Genomic DNA, 22,856 nt, shown 5'->3' on the forward strand with positions numbered 1-22,856 from the left:
ACCCCAGCACACCGCCACCCACCGCAGCACCTCGACCGGAGGGCCGCGATGAGCACCGCCGCACCGCCGCGGAAGTTCGAGCGGCCCGCACCCCGGCCGGAACGACCGCTGTCCGCCTGGCGCAGCAGCGTTCTCGCGCCCGTCGCCGCCGGGGTCGCCACCCTCTGCGCCGCGACCTCGGTCACCAGCGTCGTCACCGGCCTGGCCTGGTTCGGGTACCTGTTCGTCGCCGTCCTGCTCATCGGGGCTTCCGGGCTGGCCCTCCGCTCGCTGCAGGTGCCGACCGTCCTGGTCGGCTTGGGGCAGCTGCTCGTCCTGCTCTTCCTCATCACCGGCGCCTTCACCACGCACGGCATCCTGCAGGTCATCCCCGGCCCGGAGGCGTTCGCCGAAATCGGGACCACGCTGTCGAGCGCCGCCGAGCAGATCCGCGTCGGGTTGCCGCCGGTCGAGGGCAGCCAGCCGATCCTGTGCCTCGTCACCATCCTGATCGGCCTGGTCGCCGTCCTCGTCGACACCCTGACCGTCGCCGCCGCGGCGCCCGCGGCGACCGGGCTCGTGCTGCTCTGCGTCTACGCCGTGCCGGCCGCGCTGAGCGAGGAAATGCTGCCGTGGTGGACGTTCCTGCTCGGCGGGGCGGCGTTCGCCGGCCTGCTGGCCGTCGACGGCAACCACCGGCACCAGCGCTGGCGCACCCGGGAGGCCCCCGGGCGCAGCGGCAAGCCGGGGGTGCTGTCCGCGCCGGTCGCGGTCGTCTGCGCGGCGATCGTGCTCGGCCTGCTGGGCGGGGCGATCACGTGGGTCGGCACGATCGGGCGGATGCCGTTCGGCGAGAGCGGCAGCGGCCCGGGGGCGGGCTCCGGCGGCTTCGGCATCCAGCCGTTCACCGAGCTGCGCGGCATGCTCGACCAGGGGTCGAACCGCGAGCTGTTCAAGGTCCGCGGCCTCGGCACCGACCGGCGGCTGATGCGCGCGATGACGCTGGACACCTACTACCCGAACAAGGGCTGGGGCCTGCACGACGAAGGCCGTTCGCAGCAGGGCGTCCCGGTCGGGCCGCAGCTGCCGCCCGCCCCGGGCGACGACGGCACGGGCACCGCGCGCCGGATCGACGTCGAGCCGACCAGCTGGCGGGACAACTGGCTGCCGGTGTACGGCGCGCCGCGCGTCATCGACGGCGCGGGCAGCGGCTACCTCTACGACCAGATCAGCGGCACGGTGTTCACCACCCGCAGCGAGGCCCCGCCGGGGTACACCGAGTACGCGTCGCTGAGGGAGCCGACGGCCGCCGAGCTGCGCGTGACCTCGCGGGTCGACGACCTGCCGCCGCGCTACACCCAGATCGACCGGGTCGACGACCGCGTCCGCGCGAAGACCGAGCAGCTGATCACCGGCGCGGCCAACGACTTCGACCGGGCCTCGGCGATCTGGCGCTACTTCACGGCGCAGAACGGGTTCGTCTACGACACGAAGACCGCGCCGGTGACCGACACCGACGCGCTCACCGACTTCATCCTCAACGGCAAGCGCGGCTTCTGCGAGCAGTTCGCGTCGGCGATGGGCGTCATGCTGCGGGTGGCGGGCATCCCGTCGCGCGTGGCGATCGGCTTCACGCCGGGCGTGCAGGTCAACGACTACCTGTCGATCACCACCCAGGACGCGCACGCGTGGGTCGAGGCGTACTTCGGCGACAAGGGCTGGGTGACGTTCGACCCGACGCCGCTGTCCGACGGCCGCGGCATCACCCCGTCGTACCTGCAGGCCGGCCCGCAGAACGGCAACCAGCCGGACGACACCCAGGTGGCGCCGAGCACGGTCCAGTCGAGCGCGGCACCGACCGGCGTTCCGCGCGACAACGAGCCGAACGTCCCGGCGCAGACGGCCAAGGACGCCTCGGGCAGCGACGACTGGCTGTTCGACCTCGCCCTGGTGCTCGCCGCGCTGGGAGCGGGCGCCCTGATCGTCGCGGCGCTGCTGCGGCGGTCGCTGGGCCGCGGGCGCACGCGGCCGGGGGACGGCGCGCCGCCACCAGGGCCGGCGGACGGCGACCGGAGCGAGGGCGCACTGCTGGTGCGGGCACCGGCGCCGGTGGCGGCACCGTCCCGCCTCCAGGCGCTGCTCGGCTGGCTGCCGCTGCTGGCGGTGGGCTTGTGGATCACCGCGCTGGGTCTTCTCGCGGCGACGGTGGTCTGGTGGCTCGGCGTGCTGGTGGTGGTCCTGCAGCTCGCGGCGGCCGGCCCGGCGCTGATCCGCGAGGTCGTCCGCCGACGGCGCTTGCAGCGCATCGTCCAGCAACAGCCGGGCGCGGCCGACGCGGCCTGGGCGGAGCTGCGCGCGGAGTGCGCGGACCGCGGCCTGCCGATCCCGAGCAGCGACACGGTCCGCGTGGCGGGCCAGAAGCTGGCGGCCAAGCACCACCTGGACGACGAGGGCCGCGAAGACCTCCGGACGGTCATCGGCGTCCTGGAGAGATCGTGGTACGGCGAGGACGACGCACCTCAGCCGGATCTCCCGCCGGCCTTCGAGGGCCTGCGGCGGAGCCTTCGCCGCAACGCGCCGCTGTCCTGGAAGGGGAAGTTGTTCCCCCGCTCGGTCTTCCGCAACCGCGACTGACCCCCGAGCACGCGAGTTCCGCCTTCAATCACGCGAGTTCCGGTTCTGAACACGCGAGTTCCGGGGCCGATCACGCGAGATCCGGGCTCGATCACGCGAGTTCCGGTTCTGAACACGCGAGTTTCGGGGTCGATCCGCAGGCCAGAGCAGGTCACCCGCGTGGGGGTCACCCACTGTCACCGCAGCTGGACAGCCCCACGCGGGCTGGTTGAGCACACAAGAAGATCCGCGTCCCTCCGTTCGGCGGGACGCGGATCTCGTCGTCTTGCGGCGCTACTGCTCCTCGAAGCGCTGGCGGAAGCGCTCCTCCATCCTCTGGGTGAAGGAACTCCGGCGACCCGATGGCTTGCCGCCGCGGGTGGCTGGTCCACCGGCCTTGCCGTCTCCGTCGGCGCCGTGCCGAATCGATGTGACGGCCATCATGACTCCGAAGAACATCACGAGGAACCCGAGCACGCTGATCAGCGGGATGTCGGCCACCCGGAACTGCGGCACCACCACGCCCAGCACCAGCAGGGCCACGCCCACTACGAACAGGGCGATGCCCTGAATACGCCGTCGGCGAGCGGGGCGACGCAACCGGGTGCCACGCACCGTGGATGCGAACTTGGGGTCCTCGGCATAGAGCTCGCGCTCGATCTGATCGAGCAGCCGCTGCTCATGCTCGGAGAGTGGCATCTTTCCTCCTCCGGCACAGCTGTCGCGGGCGCCGGGCCGCGCAACGTCCTGGACCCAACAGCCAACCCCAGGCGGGGTGGCACTGTCCAGGATACGAGGCCCGCGCCCGCACGACTACCCGATCCCGCATCCAGAAGGGATCGAATTGGGCTAAATCCCGCCCGGAGGGCGTTGCGGACCGTCACCGCCGCCGATCGTGACCGTTTTGCCGCCCGACCGCCGTTGTGGGGGAACGCCGCCGAGTCGAAGATCACCGTCCGTGCCGTCACCCCTCCCGAGGCCCCAGTAACGACGCGGGGCGCACCGCCGCCGAACCGAACTTCGACCGCGCGACGTCCGCCGCCACCTCCGCGTCGCGCCAGCGCGGTGCCGGCGAGTCGAACACCAGCTGCTCCCCCGCCTCCCCCGTGTCCAGCCCTTCGACGCGGACGCCGATCAGCCGCACGGCCCCGGTCGGCGCGTGCTCGGCCAGCAGCGCCACGGCGACCGCGTGGATCTCGCGCGCCACGTCCGTCGCCGAGACCAGCGTGCGGGCCCGGGTGATCGTCCGGAAGTCCGCGAAGCGCACCTTGATCGAGACCGTCCGGCCGCGCAACCCGCGCCCCCGCAGCGTCGCGCCGACCCGCTCCGAAAGACGCAGCAGCTCCAGCCCCAGCGAGGCCCGGTCGTGCCGGTCGACGTCGAAGGTGTGCTCCGCGCCGATCGACTTCTCCGGCGACTCGACCTCGACCGACCGCTCGTCCACCCCGTGCGCCAGCCGGTACAGGTGCTCGCCGGCCGCGGTGCCCAGCGACTTCTTCAGCCGCTCCGGCGGGAATGCGGCGACGTCGGCGATCGTGGCCAGGCCCAGGCGCCGCAGGTGCTCCTCGGTCCGCGCGCCGACGCCCCACAGCGCCGACACCGGCAGCGGGTGCAGGAACGCCAGGGTCTCCGCCGCGGGCACCACGACCATGCCGTCCGGCTTCGCCATCCCCGACGCCAGCTTCGCGACGAACTTGACCTTCGCCACCCCCACCGAGCAGGTGATCCCGTGCTCGGCCGCGACCCGCGCGCGGATCTGCGCGCCCAGCGAAGCCGGGGTGGCGCCCAACCGCCGCAGCGCCCCGCTGACGTCGAGGAACGCCTCGTCCAGGCTGAGCGGTTCGACCAGCGGCGTCAGCTCGCGGAAGATGCCCATGACGCCGCGGGAGACCTCGCCGTAGAGCCCCGACGTCGGCGGGATGTTGATCAGGTGCGGGCACAGCCGCTTCGCCGTCGAGAACGGCATGGCCGAGCGCACGCCGAACTTCCGCGCCGGGTAGTTCGCCGCGGCCACGACGGCCCGCGGGCCGCCCCCGGACACCACGACCGGCTTGTCCGCGAGCTCGGGCCGGGTCCGCAGCTCGACCGACACGAAGAACGCGTCCATGTCGACGTGCAGCAGCCCGCACCCGGTGTCGTCCGGCGCCGGTTCCCCCGGCCGGACGCGGAACCGGCCCATCCCGCCCGGCAGCTCAGCGTTTCGCCCCACACCGAGGACGCTACCGGCCACCACCGACAGTTTTCGGGGGGTTCGGGTGGCGAAGCCCCCGACCTGGGGCAAAGCCCCAGAGGTCACTGCCAGTTTTCGGGGGGTTCGGGTGGCGAAGCCCCAGAGGTCATCGCCGGTTTCGGATCGCCAGGGGAGCGCGACGGCGGAAACCCGCGGAACCGGCTCAGGCCGGGCGCGCCACCGCGTGCAGCCGGCCGGCGATCTCCCGCAGCGCCGGCGTGGCCGCCGCCACCCGCTCGAACTCCGCCAGCTCGTCGTCCCGGACGTCGCCGGTGACCAGGTCGGAGATCACCCGGTCGCCCTGCAGCAGCGTCACTTCGAGGCCCGCGGCCTCCAGGTCGGCGCGCAGCCCGGAGGCGGAGAAGCGCCGCAGCACGGTGTCGCCCGGGGCGACGCCGTCGCCGCTCTCGAGCAGCTGCCGGGCTTCGCCGACCCGGCCCGCCAGCGCGCGGTGGAGCACGGCCGCGTGGCGGTTCGCCACCAGCACCGACACCGCGCCACCCGGCGCCACCGCCCTCGCCAGCGCCGTGAGCACCGCCGCCGGGTCGTCGACGATCTCCAGCAGCCCGTGTGCCAGCACCAGGTCGGCCGAGCCGGCCTCGACGTACCGGCCCAGTGCGTCCGAGTCGTCCGCGACCACGGTGATCAGCTCGGAGACGCCCTCCTCCTCGGCCCGGCGCTGCAGCGTGGCCAGGGCGTTCGGGCTCGGCTCGACGACGGTCACCCGGCAGCCCGCCGCCGCGAACGGCACCGCCCAGCCGCCGCTGCCGCCACCCACGTCGACGACGCGGGGATGCTCGGCACCCCGGGCGCGGGCGGCCTCGATCTCGGCCTCGAGCACCCGGCGGACGGCGCCCGAACCCCGGGCGGCCACGGTCTCCGTCTTCATGTCGCACAGGGTAGTGCCCGCCCCCGCCCGCCTCCCGAGCTCCTCCCTTCGAGTGAACGGCCCTTGCCCGGCGGCACCTCCGGCCCGCACCCGTAGGCTGGACTTCGTGCACACGGTCGCCGTACTCAGCCTCAAGGGAGGCGTCGGCAAGACGACGGTCGCTCTCGGTATCGCGTCCGCCGCCTTGCGTAGAGGCACGCGGACGCTGGTGGTCGACCTCGACCCGCAGGGCAACGCCACCACCTCGCTCGACCCGCCCTTCACCGACGCCACCCTCGCGGACGTGCTCGAGACCCCGACCCGGGAAACGCTGGAACGCGCGATCGCCCCGAGCGTCTGGAGTGAAGACGTCGACGTCCTCGTCGGCACCGAAGAGCTGGAGCTGCTCAACGACCCGGACGCCGACAGCGAGCGCCTGGCGAACTTCTCCCGCGCGCTGGACGAGCTGCACCGCACGCCGCTGCGCGAAACGCCGTACGAGCTGGTGATCCTGGACTGCCCGCCGTCGCTGGGCCGCCTGACGAAGTCGGCGCTGGTCGCCGCGGACAGCGCGCTCATCGTGACCGAGCCGACGATGTACGCCGTCGCCGGAGCGTCTCGCGCCCTGGAAGCGATCGAGAAGATCCGCAAGGAGCTCAACCCGGAGCTGCGCCCGATCGGCGTCCTGGTGAACAAGCTGCGCGTGCGCTCCTACGAGCACCAGTTCCGGATCGCCGAGCTGCGCGAGAACTTCGGCTCGCTGGTGATGCCGACGGCGATCACCGACCGGCTCGCGGTGCAGCAGGCCCAGGGCGCGTGCAGCCCGATCCACGAGTGGCACTCGCCGGGCGCCCAGGAGATCGCGCTGACGTTCAACATGGTGCTGGCGAAGATCCTCCGCTCGAACCGGGCGGGCCGGCACCGCATCGGCGGCGAGGAACCCGAAGGACCGGACTGGCCGGAGGGTCCCGCCCCGGAGACCCCCGAGGCACCCGCCGAGGTGCCCGAATCCGCGGGGTGAGCCGTGCCCGAAGGTGACACCGTCTTCCTCGTCGCCAAGCGCTTCGCGAACGCGATGACCGGGAAGACGTTGCTGCGCGGCGAATTCCGCGTGCCCCAGCTGGCCACTGTGGACCTGTCCGGCCGCGAGGTGCTCGGGGTCGGCACGGTGGGCAAGCACCTGTTCACCCGCTTCTCCGGCGACCTGACCCTGCACTCGCACCTGATGATGGACGGGATGTGGGACGTCTACCCGGCCGGCGCGAAGTGGCGGCGGCCCGGCCACCACGCCCGGGTGATCTTCACCGCGGCCGACGTCCAGGTGATCGGCTTCCGCGTCCACGACCTGAAACTCGTGGCCACGAGCAAGGAACGCGACCTCGTCGCCCACCTCGGCCCGGACCTGCTGGATCCGGAGTGGACGGACGAGCACGCGGCCCGCGCGAGCGCGGCGCTGGCGGCGGACCCCGCGCGTGAGCTCGGGCTCGCCCTGCTCGACCAGCGCGTGCTGGCCGGCGTCGGGAACCTCTACAAGTGCGAAATCGCCTTCCTGCTCGGGGTGACGCCGTGGACGCCGGTGTCCGAAGTGGACACCGGGCGCACGGTCGCGCTGGCCCGCAAGCTGCTGCTGGCCAACGCCCTCGCCGGGCGCTTCGACCAGAGCACCACCGGCCACCTCGACCGCAACCGCAAGAACTGGGTGTACGAGCGGACCCGCCAGGGCTGCTTCCGCTGCGGCGGCAAGCTCCTGGTCCGCACGCAGGGCCACGACGTCCAGCGACGGCCGACGTGGTTCTGCCCGAAGGACCAGGCGGGTCCGTACCCGGCGCAGTAAGCTGGATCACGTGACGACGTTCAAGCTCCCGCTCTACGGGGCCGACACCGAACGCGGCGACCTCGCTCCCTGAGCCGTTCGCGCTCCTTCCCGTCACCTCTTCCACCCCTCCCAGGGAGCTCGGTCATGCCCGGAATCCGCACCGGGCAGGCGCTGCGCGCGTTCGCGCACGCCCTGCCCAAGGTCGAACTGCACGTCCACCTGGTCGGCTCGGCGAGCCTGCCGACCGTCCTGGAGCTCGCCCGGCGCCGCCCCGCCGCCGGTGTCCCCACCGATGAGCGCGAGCTCGCGGAGTTCTTCACCTTCCGCGACTTCGCCCACTTCCTCACCGTGTACCTCGCGGTCACCTCGCTCGTGCGCGACCGCCACGACGTCCACACGCTCGTGACGGGTCTGGCGGCGGACCTCGCCGCGCAGAACTGCCGCTACGCCGAAGTCACCGTGACGCCGTACAACCACCTGCTCGACGGCATGCCGGGCGACGACCTGCTGGCCGGGCTCGCGACCGGCCGGGCCCGCGCCGCCGAACTGGGCGTGGAACTGGCCTGGTGCTTCGACATCCCGGGCGAAAAGGGCATCCGGGCCGGGCAGGAGACACTCGTGTTCGCGCTGCGCGAACGGCCCGAGGGCTTGGTGTCGTTCGGGCTCGGCGGCCCCGAGCTGGGCGTCGGGCGGGCGCAGTTCGAGCCGTACTTCACGCGGGCGCGGGAAGCCGGGCTGCACAGCGTTCCGCACGCCGGGGAGACCACCGGGCCGGCCACGATCTGGTCGGCGCTGCACGACCTCGGCGCCGAGCGCCTCGGCCACGGCACCAGCTGCGCGAGCGACCCCGCACTGCTCGAACACCTTGCGGCACACCGGATCCCGCTCGAAGTGTGCCCGACGTCGAACGTGCGGACCGGCCAGGTCACGGACCTCGCCGCGCACCCGGTCCGGCGGATGCTGGACCACGGCGTCGTCGTGACGCTCAACACCGACGACCCGCCGATGTTCGGCGCCACGCTCACCGGCGAGTACGTCGCCGTCGCCGAGACGCTCGGGCTGGCCGCGGCCGAACTGGCCCGGCTCGCGGAGAACGCCGTCGAGGCTTCCTTCCTCGATGAGCAGCGCAAAGCCGTCCTGCGGAACGAGATCACAGAAATGACGTTGCCGCGCACCACCGACTTCGCCTAGCTTGGAAGTACACGAGAGAGGAGGTGGTCCAAAGTTGTATATCGACAGGACTCGTGAGGTGGCTGTCCGCTAGCGGATGGCACGTGGAGGACTTTGAGCAGCGCTACAGCTGAGCCACCTTCGGCTCATCGCCTGCTCCACGTGATGCCTGATAGCGAATACCAGGCAGTCACCGTGCCCCCGGGGTTTCCGAGCACCAGTCCGGCTCGGACTCAAGCGTTTGACGGCGCTTGAGAGGCACCCCGGGGGTTCCTTCATGCGCTCATTTGTGCAGGTCATGCCACCCGGCGTAGCAAGACGACCGTCCGGCGATCAGCGATTTGCCGTTCCGTCCCCCGGACGGCTGAAGCTCGCTAGCCTGGACGCATGCTCAGGCCCGACTACCCCATCACCACGGCGCGGCTGATCCTGCGCCCGTTCACGTCCGGGGACCTCGACGCGCTGAACTCCTTCCAGTCCCGCGCCGACGTCGCCCGCTACCTGTACTGGGGCCCCCGCAGCCGCGCCGAGTCGGCCGCCGCGCTCGCCAAACGGGTGCACAGCTCGACGTTGACGAAGGAAGGGCAGCTGCTGGCCGTGGCGGTCGAGCTGGCCGCGACGGGGCAGCTCATCGGCGACCTGAACCTGGAGTGGCTGAGCAGCGAACACCGCCAGGGCGAGGTCGGCTTCGTCTTCCACCCGGACCACCACGGCAAGGGCCTGGCCGCGGAGGCGGCCACCGAGCTGCTGCGGCTGGGCTTCGAAGACCTGGGGCTGCACCGCATCATCGGCCGCTGCGACGGCCGGAACACCGCGTCCGCCGCGCTGATGGAACGCCTCGGCATGCGCCGCGAGGCGCACCTCAGGGAGAACGAGATCGTCAAGGGCGAGTGGACCGACGAGCTGATCTACGCGATGCTCGAGGACGAGTGGAAAGACCGCGATTAGTGGTCGCCTTCACTCCGGCGTGACGCTCGGGTAGCGGCTCCCGGGCGATTTGGCAGCATGGGGGCGTGTTCTTCGACAAGATCGTCCGCCCGGCGCTGTACCGGCTGTCCTACCACGACCCCGAACTGGTGCACGAGCGCACGATCAGTCTCCTGGCCCGGCTCGGCAAGGCCGCGCCCGCGCTGGGTGGCGCGCTCCGCGTCGACGACCCGGTGACCGTGCTGGGCCTGCGGTTCCCCAACCGCGTCGGCCTGGCCGCCGGGATGGACAAGAACGGCCGCGCGCTGCCCGCGTGGGCCGCGCTGGGCTTCGGGTTCGTCGAAGTCGGCACGGTGACGCGGCTGGCGCAGCCGGGCAACCCGAAGCCGCGGCTGTTCAGCCTGCCGGCGAGCGACGCGGTGATCAACCGCATGGGCTTCAACAACGACGGCGCCGAAGCCCTCGCGGCCAAGCTCGGCCGCGACGGCAAGCCGGGCGTCCCGCTGGGGATCAGCATCGGCAAGTCGAAGGTGACGCCGCTCGAGGACGCCGTCGAGGACTACCGGTTCTCGTTGCGGGCGCTGCACCCGTACGCGGACTACTTCGCGATCAACGTCAGCTCGCCGAACACGCCGGGGCTGCGGCAGCTGCAGGACCGCACCGCGCTCGCCGAACTGCTCGGCGAGCTGCGTTCGACGTCGCTGGAGCTCGCCGGCGGCGGTTCGCCGACGCCGGTGCTGGTGAAGGTCGCGCCCGACCTGACCGACGACGCGCTGGCCGAGCTGCTGGAGGTCGCGCTCGAACACGGCGTCGCCGGGATCATCGCCACGAACACGACGTTGGCGCGCGACGGCATCGCCCCCGCGGAAAGCGGCCTGGCCGGACAGGCGGGAGGACTGTCCGGCCGGCCGCTGACCACCCGCGCGGCCGAGGTCGTGCGGTTCGTGCACGACCACACCGGCGGGAGCCTGCCGATCATCGGCGTCGGCGGGATTCTGGGCCCGGACGACGCGATCCGGCTCGTCGACGCCGGCGCGTCGCTCGTGCAGCTGTACACGGGCTTCGCGCTGCACGGGCCGGGTTTGGTGCGCCGCGTCAGCCGGGGTCTCGCAGCCCGGCGGTAGAAGCGAAGCGCACGTAGCCACGCCAGGACTCGTAGCGCTCCAGGCCGGGGCCCTCGGCGGCCGGGTCACAGCGCACCGCCAGCGGGGTGGTGCCGTCGGCCAATTCGACGCGCTCCAGGACGAACGGAGGCTTCAGCGTCGCCGCGAAGCGCTCGAACGCGGCCGGGGACAGCCGCCAGCGCTCGCCGTCGAGGCCCGTGTCGCCGTCGAGGACGCCCGGCTGCGGTGGTTCGGTGTCCAGGAGCACCATCCGGTAGCCCTCGGTGGTCCGGACCGGTCCGGTGAACCGGGCGCCGAGCGCGGTGAGGTCGGCGTTGAGCGGCTGGCCACGCAGGTGCGCGCCGAACACCACGACGTCCTCCCCCGGCTCGGGGTAGGTCGTCATCGGCTCGTCCGTGCAGACGGTCGCCAGATCGAGGGCGATCTGGTCTTCGAACGCGCGCGTCAGGAAGGTGACGCCGAAGGGACGGCGGTCGCCCGGGAGCACCGGAACCGTCACCGAGGCCACGTCGAGGAGGTTCGCGAAGGCCGTGCAGGAGGCCAGGCGGTGGCCCACGCCGGCCGGGTCGGCCAGCGCTTCGGCGATCCCGGGGTGCTCCGGCACGGTCGGCACGAGGAGGGCGTCGAAGCCGTCGAACCCCTGCTCGGACACGGAGACCGGGGTGAGCACGGCGCCCGCCGCGGTCAGCCGGGCGACGACGGACCCGAGCGCGAGGCTCGCCGCCTCGCCGAGGGGGAGGTCGGCGGGGTAGGCGATCCGCGGGTGCTCGCCGGCGCCGAGCCGCACGTCGGCGGGCCAGGAGCGGTCGCCGCCGGTCAGCAGGGTGAGCGCGCGGTGGGCCGCGACCAGGCCGCTCGCGTACACGGAGACGTTGTCGGCGGCGGGCAGCAGGCCGCGCGTCGGCTTCACCGCGACGACGGCGTTCAGCGCCGCCGGGACGGCGCCCCCGGTGCTCAGCGCCAGGTCGACGACGCCGAGCGCGACCGCGACGGCAGCGCCGTTGCCGCCGGCCTTGGTGCGGTCCCAGGCGCCGGAGATCAGGGCGGCACCGGTCTTGCCGAGCACGACGGCACCGGCGGCGGTGAGCCGGGTGACGACCGCGGCGCTGGTCTCCGGCACGCCGTGGCCGGACGGCTGGGCGGCGACGTCGATCAGGTCCTGGACGGCGATGACCGTGCCGGCCAGCGGGAGGACTTCCCCGGCCTTGACGCGTTCGTCGACGGCCTTGGCGTCGACGAGGACGTCTTCGACGGCGCGGAGGGTGGTCCAGAGTTCGGGGCGGCCGGCCTCGGTGAGGCGTTCGAAGGCCGCGATGACGCGCTGGGAGGCGGTGGGCGGAGTGATCGGCACGGGGTCCGGGTCCGGCGGGAGCGTGTTCACGGGGCGTCCTTTCCTCGGCGGTCGAGAAAGTCCACTGTGTACGGTCGGTGCCGGCGATCCTCAGTGCACGGCGGGCCTCCCGGCGAGTGACACCTCTGCATGCATGACAGAAACGTTAGGCTGCGGACGTTTCCGTAGCCACCAGTTTCCGATTACGCGCGGGTTTCGGCCCCGGAAGGTGAACAGGGGGCGACGCCGGGGTGAAACGCACGATCACGCACGCGCCGTGACGACCAGCCGGATCGACCGGTTGGCGGCACCCGAACGGCCGAGTTTCAGATCCCAACGGCCCAATACCGGCCCGATCCGCGTGATGGAGGCCGTAACTCGCGTGACTGGAGGGTCGACACGCGTGATTCGGGAGCCGACACGCGTGATTCTCGGGTCGACACGCCGGGCAGCGGGCCGGCTTGCCGTGTCGACCCTTCAATCACGTGTGTCGACCCTTCAATCACGTGTGTCGACCTCGGGAGCACGGGAGGTGCGGGTCAGGAGAGTTCGCGGAGGGCCATGGCGAGGCCGGCCAGGTGGTCCGTGGCGTCGGTGAGGGCCTGCTTGGACGTCACCAGGCCGTCGCCGGCGGCGGCGACCGTGTGGCCGGCCGCGGCGACCAGGCCGCGGTAGCCCTCGAGACCGTCGTCGAGTTGCTCGCGGAGCTTGGCCACCGCTGCGTCGAGGGCGGCCTTCTCGCGGGCGGGTGCCGAGTCGCGGCCGCGCTCGATCGCGTGGATGCGGGCCGCCAGGCCGCGCAGCGCGGCTGCCGCCTCGGTCGCCGTCTGACGGGCGTCGGCGACCGACACCTCCGAGACCGGGGGCGTCCCCAGCGAAGACGGTACGGAGAGCTGGCGCAGCAGCTCCGTCAGCGAGGCCTCGCACTCGGCGAGGCGTTCCATCGGCTCGCGGGCCGCCGAGCGGGCGGGAGGCAGCGGCGGCGGGCCGGCCGGTGCCGCCGGGATCGGGGTGCGCTTCAGTTCGCGCAGCTTGAGGCCGGAGCGGACGCTGAACGTGCCGAACACGACGGCCGCGGCGAATCCCACGATCGCTTGCGGCATCATCGGCGTCGCCGCGGCGCTCATCCAGCCCATCCCGGCCGCGACGGTGAGGACGCCGCACAGGATCGTCAGCAGGATCCACAGCGTCAGCGCGCGGGACGTCCGGCGCTTGCGGCGTTCGAGCTTCGCGGCCGGGTGGTTCCAGCGGTCCCACTTGGCCCGGGCCTCGGCGAACGCCGGGACCTGGCTCGCCATGGACGACAGCGAGGCCGTCATGTCCGGCCGCCGGACCGGCGGCCGCTGCAGCGGGTTCGGACGCGGCGGTGCGGGCTTCCCGCCGGCCTGCTCGGCCGGCGGGAAGTACTTCTGCACCTTTTGGAGCTTTTCCTGGGCGCGCACGGCGTAGTCGGGCAGCTTCTCGATGTGCTTCTCCAGCTTCGCGCTCAGCTCACTGAAGTCACGCCGTCTGCCCTGCTGCCCCATGGTGCACGCCCCCTTCGATGTGGTCAGGCCGGGTTCTTGCCCTGCTCGGCCTGGACCCGCGCCTGGATCTCACGCTGGATGTCGGCCTGGCTGCTCGCCGCCGGAGCCGCCTTGCCGCCGTCGGTCACCTGGGCGACCGAGTCACCGTGCATCGACGCGCGGATCTGCTGCAGCCGCGACTGGCCGGCCATCTGCGTGGTGGAGGCCTGGACCTCCATCATGCGCCCCTGGACCGAGTTCTGCGCCAGCTCCGCCGAGCCCAGCGCCGTGGTGTAGCGCTTCTCGATCTTGTCGCGGACCTCTTCCAGCGACGGCGTGTTGCCCGGTGCCGCCAGCTGGCTCATCTGGTTCAGCGAGGCGGAGACCTGCTCCTGCATCTTCGCCTGCTCCAGCTGCGAGAGCAGCTTGGTGCGCTCGGCCAGCTTCTGCTGCAGCATCTGCGAGTTGCGCTCCACGGCCTTCTTGGCCTGGGCCGCGGCCTGCAGCGACTGGTCGTGCAGCGTCTTCAGGTCCTCGATGCTCTGCTCGGCCGTGACGAGCTGCGTCGCGAAGCTCTCCGCGGCGTTCTCGAACTCGGTGGCCTTCTGCTCGTCGCCCTTGGAGCGGGCTTCGTCGGCGAGGACCAGTGCCTGCCGGGTCGAGGCCTGGAGCTTCTCGACCTCGCCGAGCTGCCGGTTGAGCTTCATCTCCAGCTGCCGCTGGTTGCCGATCACGGAGGCGGCCTGCTGCGTCAGCGCCTGGTGGTTGCGCTGCGCCTCCTCGATGGCCTGCTGGATCTGTACCTTCGGGTCGGCGTGCTCGTCGATCTTCGACGAGAACGCCGCCATCATGTACTTCCAGAACTTCACGAACGGGTTGGCCATCTCCTCCGCCTGCCTTCTTGCGTCCCACGGGCCTTGGTAACTCGGGGTGGGGCGTCACTCCCCTGCATCTGCAACGCACCGACCCCGGCGTCGGGTTCCATCGTGTCAGGTCGGCCACGTCCGTTCCAGGCGACCCCGGGGGATTTCAGGGTTCGCCCCTGATCACCCCTGGAGGTAACGCCGACGGCCCCGGGCGGGTTGCCCGGGGCCGTCGGCCGAAATCAGGGGTGAAACGGTGCTCCAGGCGACCGATCGGGGCGAGCACACTTCGCCCCGTCCACGCCCTCAGGCGGCGATCGTGGAAGCCAGCTTGGGCTGCCCGATCGTCGTCCGCAACGTCGTGTTCATCCTCGGTGCGGGCGAAACCCGCAGGTCGGCGAGGTCGTTCCCGATCAGCTCCGACATCAGGCGGCCGCCTTCGATGCCGGCCGCCGAGGCCTCGGCGCCCCGCTTCTCCCGGGGCGTGCCTTCCACGATCCGCTCGTCGACCGGTGGGACCTCGACGTTGTCGAGAGCCGAAACGTCCGCCGCCACGTTGTGCAGCAGCTCGCCGAGCGGAAGGTCCAAGGCCTGGCAGATGGACGCGAGCAGTTCGCTCGACGCCTCCTTCTGGCCCCGTTCCACCTCCGAGAGGTAGCCGAGGCTGACCCTGGCGGCGCGGGAGATGTCGCGCAGCGTACGACGCTGGTTGGTGCGGGCATGACGGAGCCGATCACCGATCGCCTCACGCAACAGCACGGTCATCACGCGCCTCCCTTCCGAACAAGTACCCCCTACGTTACCCAGAGCGGCGCCCCGGGCGCAGGAGTTGGTGTGCACGTACGCCAAGGGCGAACGCGTGTTTCACGCCAGATGTTCCCCGAGCAGGGCAAACGCGGCCAAGACCGACTCGGTCCTGATCAAGTCGCGATCGCCGGTCAAGGCCAGCGTACGGACTGTGACATCCGAGGCTTCGCCTCGGGTGGGGGGCTCCCCCGAAAGACGCGGTGTCCGTGTTCCCGGCCCGGCGAGCCCGATGTGCACGGTGCCCGGTTCGACGCCGTCCTGAGCCGACGGTCCGGCCACGCCGGTGAGCCCGAGGCCCCACGTGGCGCCGCACCGGTCGCGGGCGCCCTCGGCCAGCCGGGCGGCCACCTCGGGGTGGACGGCGCCGTGCTCGGCCAGCAGCCCGGGGTCGACACCGGCCAGTGCGGCCTTCAGCTCGGTCGCGTAGACGACCAGTCCCCCACGCAGGACCGCGCTCGCCCCCGGCACCCGCGCGAGGGTGGCGCAGACGAGCCCGGCCGTCAGCGACTCGGCCGCCGCGACGGTCTCGCCCCGCGCGGCCAGGGCCGCGACGAGCGCGGCGGCCTGCTCGTCGCCGGGGGACACCGCAGCTCGCGGATGGCTCATCCGGCACCCCGGCCTCGGGCGGACCGCCCGGGCGGCGACGTAGTGAACGACTCGTGCACGCCGCCGGGCCGGCCGCCACGGTCCACCGTCAGCTCCCGGTGACCCGGCGCCCGGCCGCCCGCAGCCGCACCGCCCGCAGCAGGTAGTCGACGCCGGTCACCACGGTCAGCACCACCGCCAGCCCCATCAACGCCCACCGCACCGGGTCCGCCCCCGCCGGCAGCGGCAGCAGGTACGCCACGATCGCGGCGATCTGCGCCATCGTCTTGGCCTTCCCGCCCCGGCTGGCCGGGATCACGCCGTGCCGGATCACCCAGAACCGCAGCAGCGTCACGCCGATTTCGCGGACCGCGATGACGATCGTGACCCACCAGCCGAGCTCGCCCAGCACGCTCAGCCCGACCAGCGCCGCGCCGGTCAGCGCCTTGTCCGCGATCGGGTCGGCGATCTTGCCGAAGTCGGTGATCAGGCCGTACTTGCGGGCCACCCAGCCGTCCAGCTGGTCGGTGGCCGAAGCGATCGCGAACAGCCCGGTCGCGAGCGCGCGCCAGGTCGTGTCGTGGCCGTCGCCGACGAACAGCGCGACGACGAACAGCGGCACCAGGACCAGCCGCGACAACGTCAGGAGGTTCGCGACGTTGAGCGTCGGAACCGGGGTCGGCTCCGGGACCTGGGCCGGGGCGTCGTGCGCCAGGCCCTCGTCGGCGGCGTCGCTGGGGAGCGCACTCACCGGTCGGCGTCCGGTACCGCGCGGACGATCAGGTCGACGCCCGCCGAGTCGACGACCTCGCAGCGCAGGAAGTCACCGACCTGGACCTTCTCCGGCGCGTCGAGGATGATGCACTCGCCGTCGACCTCGGGGGCCTGGTGCGCCGCGCGGCCGGTGAGCTCGCCGTCGTCGTCCAGCTCCACCAGGACGTCGACGAAGGTGCCGATCCGGTCCTCGGCGCGCTGCGTGGTCAGCTCCTCGACCAGCGCGGAGATCCGGGTGACGCGCTCGGCGACCTCTTGGGGATCGAGCTTGCCGTCGAACGTCTCGGCTTCGGTGCCGTCCTCGTCGGAGTAGCCGAAGACGCCCACGGCGTCGAGGCGCGCGCCGGTCAGGAACCGCTCGAGCTCGGCCAGGTCGTGCTCGGTCTCGCCGGGGAACCCGACGATCACGTTCGTCCGGATGCCCGCCTCGGGCGCGTACTCGCGGATCTGCTCGCACAGCGCCAGGAACGAGTCGGTCGAGCCGAATCGCCGCATCCGGCGCAGCACCTGCTCGCTGGAGTGCTGGAACGACAGGTCGAAGTACTCGGCGACGCCCGGCGTGGTGGCGATGGCCTTGACCAGCTGCGGGCGCGTCTCGGCCGGCTGCAGGTAGGAGACGCGGACGCGCTCGATGCCGTCGATCTCCGCCAGGCGCGGCAGCAGCCGCTCCAGCGCGGTGGCGCCGTCGCGGCCGAAGTCCTTGCCGTAGGACGTCGAGTTCTCGCTGACCAGGAACAGCTCCTTGACGCCGTTCTCGGCCAGCCACATCGCCTCGGCGACGATCTCGTCCGGCTGCCGCGAGACGAACGAGCCGCGGAACGACGGGATCGCGCAGAACGAGCAGCGCCGGTCGCAGCCGGAAGCGATCTTCAGCGCGGCCACCGGCGAGTCGTCGAGGCGCGTGCGCAGCACCCGCGGGCCCCAGCCGTGCTGCGCGTGCCCCGGGACCTCGACCGTCTCCGCGGCGGCAGGCCGCTGGACCGGGCTGATCGGGAGCAGCTTGCGGCGGTCGCCCGGCGTGTGCGAGGCGATCTTGCGGCCGGCGACGACGTCGTCGAGCCGGGCCGAGAGGTCGGCGTAGTGGTCGAAGCCGAGCACCGCGTCGGCCTCCGGGAGGCTGTCGGCGAGCTCGTGCCCGTAGCGCTCGGCCATGCAGCCGACGGCGACGACCTTCTTGCCCGTGTCGGACGCGGCGAGCAGCGTGTCGACGGAGTCCTTCTTGGCCGACTCGACGAAGCCGCAGGTGTTGACCACCACGACGTCGGAGTCGTCCGGATCGGCCGCCAGCTCCCAGCCGCCGGCCGCGAGCCGGCCCGCCAGCTCCTCCGAGTCGACCTCGTTGCGGGCGCAGCCCAGGGTCAGCAGGGAGACGCGTCGGGTGGCGGCTGGGTCCGTGGCAGGGGAAGGCACGACGTTCAGCGTAGCCGCCGGTCCCGGGCAGCCCGACGACGGCGTAGCCCGGTCGTGACAACCGGGGCTTCGCCCCGAGCCGGGGGCTTCGCCACCCGGCCCCCCAAAGCGTGCTGCGTCGCCACACCGCCCGGGCGGTGTGGCAGGGTGGACGATCGTGCCGTCCGACTCGCTCCGCCCGACCGTCCGCCGCGCCCGGATCGCCGACGTTCGCAAGATCAAGGCCCTGGTCGATCAGGACGCGGGCCGCGTCCTGCTGGAGAAGGAACTGGTCACGCTGTACGAGGCGGTCCAGGAGTTCTGGGTCGCCGAAGTGGGTGATGAAGTGGTCGGCGCGGCCGCGCTGCACGTGCTCTGGGAGGACATCGCCGAGCTGCGCACCGTCGTGGTCGACAAGGCCGTCCGCGGCCAGGGGGTCGGGCGGGTGCTCGTGGCCCGGCTGGTCGACGAAGCACGTGAGCTGGGTCTCAAGCGGCTGTTCGTGCTCACCTTCGAGACGAGCTTCTTCACCGGGCACGGGTTCGTCGAGATCGACGGCACCCCGGTGTCGCACGAGGTGTACGAGGAGATGCGGCGGTCGCACGACACCGGCGTCGCCGAATTCCTCGACCTCCCCTACGTCAAGCCGAACACCCTGGGCAATTCGCGGATGCTGCTCGAACTCTGAGTGAAACCTCCGTTCGGGCGGTGACGTGCGCCACTGCCCTGCCGGAAGCTGATCGGGCACTTGTCCACCGATCGACAAGGGAAACCGATGCGCGCGACACTGCGGAACCTGGGGGCCACCGTGACGGTGGCCGTTTCTGTCGGCGCGGGCGCCCTGCTGGGCACCGGCACCGCGGCCGCCACCGACATTCCGGCGGTCACCGACCAGTACCTCTTCTCGACGTCCCTGTCCGGCTTCGAAACGATCCGGAACCAGGCGCCGTACCCGGGCCAGCTCGACTGGTCGTCCGACGGCTGTTCCTGGTCGCCGGACACCCCGTTCGGCTGGCAGTTCCTGCCGGGCTGCCACCGGCACGACTTCGGCTACCGCAACTACAAGAAGCAGGGCCGGTTCACCGCGGCGAACCGGCTGAAGATCGACGACAACCTGTATTCCGACCTCAAGAGCGTCTGCGGGTCCAACATCGCCTGCAAGGGCGCGGCCTGGACGTACTACCAGGCGGTCCGCAAGTTCGGCGGCTGAGCCCGGCGGCCCGGGCCGCGCCGTCGGCCCGGGCCCGTCAGGATGGGGCTCATGGACATTGATCATCTCCTCAGCACGACCCGCGCCGTCCGGCGGAAGCTCGACCTCGACCGGCCGGTGGAACCCGAAGTTCTCGACGAGTGCCTGAACCTGGCGCTGCAGGCGCCGACGCCCGGCAACGTCCAGGCCTGGCGCTGGCTCGTGGTGCGCGACCAGGACGTGAAGAACCGGCTCGGCACGATCTTCCGCGAGGTCGGCGAGGCCTACCTCGCGGAGCGGGCCGACGCGGCGCCGTCGCGGGCGCTGGCGTCCGGGCGGCACCTGATCGACGTGATCGAGCGCGTCCCGGTGTTCGTGATCCCGGTCCTGGCCGGCCGCCCGGCCGGGGACAACGCGGCCGACGCGGCCTTCTACGGCGGCATCTTCCCGGCGGTGTGGAACTTCCAGCTGGCGCTGCGCTCCCGCGGGCTCGGGTCGACGCTCACGACGTACCACCTGGCGCGGGAGGCCGAAGCCGCCGAGATCCTCGGCATCCCGGAGGGCCACACGCAGGCCGGGCTGCTGCCGGTGGCGTACACGACGGTGCCGGACTTCAAGCCCGCCGCGCGCACCCCGCTGGCCGAAGTGGCCTACCTCGACCACTGGGGTACGCCGCTCAGCTGACCCGGACGGTCGCCTCCCCCGCGTCCTCGCTGACCGAGACCAGTTCGATCCGGCTGGCGGCGAACGACGTCTCCTGCGGGCCGGTGCGCAGGCCGCTGTGCAGCTCGGCCGTGGTGCTTTCGCCGCGGCCGGGCTCCTTCAGCAGGAACGCCAGGGTCGCTTCCCCCTGCCAGATGCACTGCATGCCGGGCCGGCACCGCGAGTCGGCGACGACCCGCGTGTAGCGCACGGTGAGGTCCTTCCCCTGCACGGCGACCTCCTGCCCCAGCCGCAGGGTGACGTCGTGCCCGGCCGGGGCACTCACGGTCGACGGCGCCGAGGCGGGCCGGGGAGCAGCGGGCTGCCCGGCGGCGACCGAGCTCCCGGCGCCCACCGTGACGACGGCGAAGGCGAACAGTCCGGCTACGAATCGCTGTAGGTCCACGAAGCCAGGACGGAACGGACCGAGCCGGGGTTGCACGCGCTACTCGTCGTCGTCGCTCGCGTCGGCGTCCACCGGGCCGCCACCGCGGATCATGAACAGGACCGACTCCAGTTCCTCCGGCTTGATCAGCACGTCGCGGGCCTTCGAGCCCTCCGACGGGCCCACCACGCCGCGGCTCTCCAGCAGGTCCATCAGGCGGCCCGCCTTGGCGAACCCGACCCGCAGCTTGCGCTGCAGCATCGACGTCGAGCCGAACTGGGACGTCACGATCAGCTCCGCCGCCTGCAGCAGGACGTCGAGGTCGTCGCCGATGTCCGGGTCGATCTCCTTCTTCTCGCCCGCCTTCTGGGCCGTGACGCCGTCCTGGTACTCCGGCTGCGCCTGCTCCTTGGCGTAGTTGACGACCGCCGAGATCTCTTCGTCGCCGACGAACGCGCCCTGGATGCGGACCGGTTTCCCGGCGCCCATCGGCAGGTACAGGGCGTCGCCCATGCCGATCAGCTTCTCCGCACCCGGCTGGTCCAAGATCACCCGCGAGTCGGTCAGCGACGACGTCGCGAACGCCAGCCGCGAGGGCACGTTGGTCTTGATCAGGCCGGTGACGACGTCGACCGACGGCCGCTGCGTGGCCAGGACCAGGTGGATACCCGCGGCACGGGCCTTCTGGGTGATCCGGACGATCGCGTCCTCGACGTCGCGCGGGGCGGTCATCATCAGGTCGGCGAGCTCGTCGACGATCGCCATGATGTACGGGTACGGCCGGTACTCGCGCTCCGAGCCCGGCGGCGCGGTGATCTCGCCCGACTTGACCTTCTTGTTGTAGTCGTCGATGTGCCGGACCTTGTTGACCTGCATGTCCTGGTAGCGCTGCTCCATCTCCTCCACCAGCCAGGCCAGCGCGGCGGCGGCCTTCTTCGGCTGGGTGATGATGGGCGTGATCAGGTGCGGGATGCCCTCGTACGGCGTCAGCTCGACCATCTTCGGGTCGATCAGGATCATCCGGCACTCGTCCGGCGTCGCCCGCGCGAGCAGCGAGACCAGCATCGAGTTGACGAAGCTCGACTTACCGGAACCGGTGGACCCCGCCACCAGCAGGTGGGGCATCTTCGTCAGGTTCGCGGTGACGAAGTGGCCCTCGATGTCCTTGCCGAGGCCGATCACCATCGGGTGGTTGTCCTTGACCGTGGTCGGCGCGCGCAGGACGTCACCCAGGCGGACCATCTCGCGGTCGGAGTTGGGCACCTCGATGCCGACCGCGGACTTGCCCGGGATCGGCGCCAGCAGCCGGACGTTGTCGGTGGCCACCGCGTACGCGATGTTCTTGGTCAGCGCAGTGATCTTCTCGACCTTCACGCCCGGACCGAGCTCGACCTCGTAGCGGGTGACCGTCGGGCCCCGGGTGAAGCCGGTGACCTGCGCGTCGACGTTGAACTGCTCCAGCACGCCGGTGATCGCCTCGATCATGGCGTCGTTGGCCTTGCTGCGGGACTTCGGCACGTCGCCGAGCTTCAGCAGGTCGGGCGGCGGGAGCTGGTAGTCGCCCTCGACCGTGCGGGTGACCGCGAGCGGCGGTTCCGGGGTCTTCTTCGGCTTCTTCTCCGGGACCTCGGCGGGCGGTTTGGGCAGGGCCTTCGGCGGCTTGATCGGCGTCGGCGCCTCGGCGAGGGCGGCCTCGAGGTCGAGTTGCTCGCCGGCGTCGGCCGCCTGACGGCGCCGCGACGGCTTGCGCAGCCGCGCGGACTTCGGGTCGGCTTCGGTGACGGTGTCCTCGTCGGTCGCGAAGCCCGAGCGCTGGGCCTCGGCTTCGGCGATCTCCTCTTCGTCGAGGCCCCAGTGGCGCAGCCGGTGCGGGATCTCGCGGACCGGCGTGCCGGTGAACACGAGCACGCCGAAGAACAGCGCGAGGATCAGCAGCGGCACGGCGACCCAGGTGGTGACGCCCATGGTGAGCAGGCCGCCGGAGAAGGCGCCGACGATGCCGCCGGCGTACATCCGGCCGTCGTTGGTGTCGGGCAGCGCGGTGAAGATGTGCAGCATCCCGAGCACGGACAGGACGACCATGATCGTGCCGACCACCATCCGCGGCCGCGTCTCCGGGTGCGGCTCGGACCGCATCAGCGCGACGGCGACGACGACCAGCACCAGCGGCAGCGTGACCGCCCCCGCGCCGAGGACGGTCCGGGTGGCGATCTCCACCCCGGTGCCGATCGGCCCGGCCGCCCGCCACCAGACGCCGACGGCCGCGACGATGCCCAGGCCGATCAGGCCCAGCGCGAGCCCGTCGCGGCGGTGTTCCGGCTCGAGCTCACGGGTGCGCCCGACCGTGCGGGCCAGCGTGCCGAGGCCCTTGGCCAGCAGGTTCCAGGTGCCGCGGACGCCCTTGCCGAAGAGCCCGGGCGTCTTGCGGCGGCTGCGTGGCGGGGGTTTGCGAGCGGACGACGTACGAGGCTTCGCGGGTGTACGCGGCTTACGCGCCGCTGCGCCCTTCGCGCCGCTTCCGGTGCTTCTCTTCCTCGTCGCCGACCCAGCCATGCCTCAACGGTAACCGGCCGTCGCCGATCGCCCCGTGCGCCACTCTC

The 22,856-nt window shown here is 72.0% G+C and carries 21 protein-coding genes; 9 read left to right on the plus strand and 12 right to left on the minus strand.

What is annotated here, in order from left to right; genetic code table 11:
• Positions 1-48 precede the first annotated feature (48 nt).
• Entirely contained in the window at positions 49-2,613 is a 2,565-nt protein-coding gene (locus tag QRY02_RS22505) for a transglutaminase TgpA family protein (protein ID WP_285993495.1), read from the plus strand.
• Positions 2,614-2,886: 273 nt separating this feature from the next.
• Here QRY02_RS22505 and QRY02_RS22510 read toward each other — a convergent pair whose 3' ends face one another.
• The 3 genes from QRY02_RS22510 to QRY02_RS22520 form a co-directional block, all read right to left on the minus strand.
• Positions 2,887-3,291: an SCO2097 family morphological protein gene (locus tag QRY02_RS22510; RefSeq protein WP_103335157.1), complete on the minus strand. Its 405-nt coding sequence runs from the start codon at positions 3,289-3,291 to the stop codon at positions 2,887-2,889.
• A 265-nt stretch (positions 3,292-3,556) separates the two neighbouring features.
• Positions 3,557-4,771 (minus strand): DNA polymerase IV, encoded by a 1,215-nt coding sequence (dinB, locus tag QRY02_RS22515; protein ID WP_285993898.1) that lies wholly within the window; start codon positions 4,769-4,771, stop codon positions 3,557-3,559.
• 214 nt (positions 4,772-4,985) lie between these two features.
• Positions 4,986-5,711 (minus strand): methyltransferase domain-containing protein, encoded by a 726-nt coding sequence (locus tag QRY02_RS22520; RefSeq protein ID WP_285993496.1) that lies wholly within the window; start codon positions 5,709-5,711, stop codon positions 4,986-4,988.
• 106 nt (positions 5,712-5,817) lie between these two features.
• On the opposite strand from QRY02_RS22520, the gene QRY02_RS22525 reads away from it, so the two are divergent.
• The 5 genes from QRY02_RS22525 (at position 5,818) to QRY02_RS22545 (ending at position 10,727) form a co-directional block, all read left to right on the plus strand.
• Positions 5,818-6,711, plus strand: a complete 894-nt coding sequence (locus QRY02_RS22525; protein WP_285993497.1) for a ParA family protein — start codon at positions 5,818-5,820, stop codon at positions 6,709-6,711.
• A gap of 3 nt (positions 6,712-6,714) precedes the next feature.
• Entirely contained in the window at positions 6,715-7,524 is an 810-nt protein-coding gene (locus QRY02_RS22530; RefSeq protein WP_285993498.1) for a DNA-formamidopyrimidine glycosylase family protein, read from the plus strand.
• 126 nt (positions 7,525-7,650) lie between these two features.
• Positions 7,651-8,697 carry an adenosine deaminase gene (gene add / locus QRY02_RS22535; RefSeq protein ID WP_285993499.1) on the plus strand — a complete coding sequence of 349 codons (1,047 nt, stop codon included), beginning with the start codon at positions 7,651-7,653 and terminating at the stop codon, positions 8,695-8,697.
• Positions 8,698-9,063: 366 nt separating this feature from the next.
• A complete protein-coding gene (locus QRY02_RS22540; protein WP_285993500.1) occupies positions 9,064-9,624 on the plus strand; it encodes a GNAT family N-acetyltransferase in 561 nt (186 codons plus the stop codon).
• Positions 9,625-9,689: 65 nt separating this feature from the next.
• On the plus strand, positions 9,690-10,727 hold the full coding sequence (locus QRY02_RS22545) for a quinone-dependent dihydroorotate dehydrogenase (RefSeq protein ID WP_285993501.1): 1,038 nt from the start codon (positions 9,690-9,692) through the stop codon (positions 10,725-10,727).
• Here the strand turns inward: QRY02_RS22545 and QRY02_RS22550 are convergent.
• The 7 genes from QRY02_RS22550 to rimO form a co-directional block, all read right to left on the minus strand.
• The gene (locus tag QRY02_RS22550; RefSeq protein ID WP_285993502.1) at positions 10,699-12,108 is read right to left on the minus strand and encodes an allophanate hydrolase-related protein; all 1,410 of its coding nucleotides are present in this window, start codon (positions 12,106-12,108) and stop codon (positions 10,699-10,701) included. The two genes, QRY02_RS22545 and QRY02_RS22550, sit on opposite strands and share 29 nt — an antisense overlap.
• A 488-nt stretch (positions 12,109-12,596) precedes the next feature.
• Positions 12,597-13,583 (minus strand): phage shock envelope stress response protein PspM, encoded by a 987-nt coding sequence (gene pspM, locus QRY02_RS22555; protein WP_285993503.1) that lies wholly within the window; start codon positions 13,581-13,583, stop codon positions 12,597-12,599.
• Positions 13,584-13,606: 23 nt separating this feature from the next.
• Positions 13,607-14,446, minus strand: a complete 840-nt coding sequence (locus QRY02_RS22560) for a PspA/IM30 family protein (RefSeq protein ID WP_285993504.1) — start codon at positions 14,444-14,446, stop codon at positions 13,607-13,609.
• A 285-nt stretch (positions 14,447-14,731) separates the two neighbouring features.
• Positions 14,732-15,190, minus strand: a complete 459-nt coding sequence (locus QRY02_RS22565; protein WP_285993505.1) for a helix-turn-helix domain-containing protein — start codon at positions 15,188-15,190, stop codon at positions 14,732-14,734.
• Positions 15,191-15,289: 99 nt separating this feature from the next.
• Positions 15,290-15,838 (minus strand): CinA family protein, encoded by a 549-nt coding sequence (locus QRY02_RS22570; RefSeq protein ID WP_285993506.1) that lies wholly within the window; start codon positions 15,836-15,838, stop codon positions 15,290-15,292.
• A gap of 88 nt (positions 15,839-15,926) precedes the next feature.
• Positions 15,927-16,568 (minus strand): CDP-diacylglycerol--glycerol-3-phosphate 3-phosphatidyltransferase, encoded by a 642-nt coding sequence (pgsA, locus tag QRY02_RS22575; RefSeq protein WP_285993507.1) that lies wholly within the window; start codon positions 16,566-16,568, stop codon positions 15,927-15,929.
• Positions 16,565-18,001, minus strand: coding sequence for a 30S ribosomal protein S12 methylthiotransferase RimO (rimO, locus tag QRY02_RS22580; RefSeq protein ID WP_285993508.1), 1,437 nt, complete (start codon positions 17,999-18,001; stop codon positions 16,565-16,567). The genes pgsA and rimO overlap by 4 nt, the downstream gene beginning before the upstream one ends.
• A gap of 157 nt (positions 18,002-18,158) precedes the next feature.
• Here rimO and QRY02_RS22585 point away from each other — a divergent pair, with 157 nt between their 5' ends.
• The 3 genes from QRY02_RS22585 (at position 18,159) to QRY02_RS22595 (ending at position 19,853) form a co-directional block, all read left to right on the plus strand.
• On the plus strand, positions 18,159-18,668 hold the full coding sequence (locus QRY02_RS22585; protein WP_285993509.1) for an amino-acid N-acetyltransferase: 510 nt from the start codon (positions 18,159-18,161) through the stop codon (positions 18,666-18,668).
• Between the two features lie 87 nt (positions 18,669-18,755).
• The gene (locus QRY02_RS22590) at positions 18,756-19,190 is read left to right on the plus strand and encodes a phospholipase (RefSeq protein ID WP_285993510.1); all 435 of its coding nucleotides are present in this window, start codon (positions 18,756-18,758) and stop codon (positions 19,188-19,190) included.
• A gap of 51 nt (positions 19,191-19,241) precedes the next feature.
• The gene (locus tag QRY02_RS22595; protein ID WP_285993511.1) at positions 19,242-19,853 is read left to right on the plus strand and encodes a nitroreductase family protein; all 612 of its coding nucleotides are present in this window, start codon (positions 19,242-19,244) and stop codon (positions 19,851-19,853) included.
• Here the strand turns inward: QRY02_RS22595 and QRY02_RS22600 are convergent.
• Entirely contained in the window at positions 19,846-20,277 is a 432-nt protein-coding gene (locus QRY02_RS22600; protein ID WP_285993512.1) for a hypothetical protein, read from the minus strand. The genes QRY02_RS22595 and QRY02_RS22600 overlap by 8 nt on opposite strands.
• Positions 20,278-20,316: 39 nt before the next feature.
• The gene (locus tag QRY02_RS22605) at positions 20,317-22,809 is read right to left on the minus strand and encodes a DNA translocase FtsK (protein ID WP_285993513.1); all 2,493 of its coding nucleotides are present in this window, start codon (positions 22,807-22,809) and stop codon (positions 20,317-20,319) included.
• Positions 22,810-22,856: the final 47 nt, after the last annotated feature.

It is taken from the genome of Amycolatopsis sp. DG1A-15b (genome assembly GCF_030285645.1).
In the GTDB taxonomy this organism is placed as follows: Bacteria; Actinomycetota; Actinomycetes; order Mycobacteriales; family Pseudonocardiaceae; genus Amycolatopsis.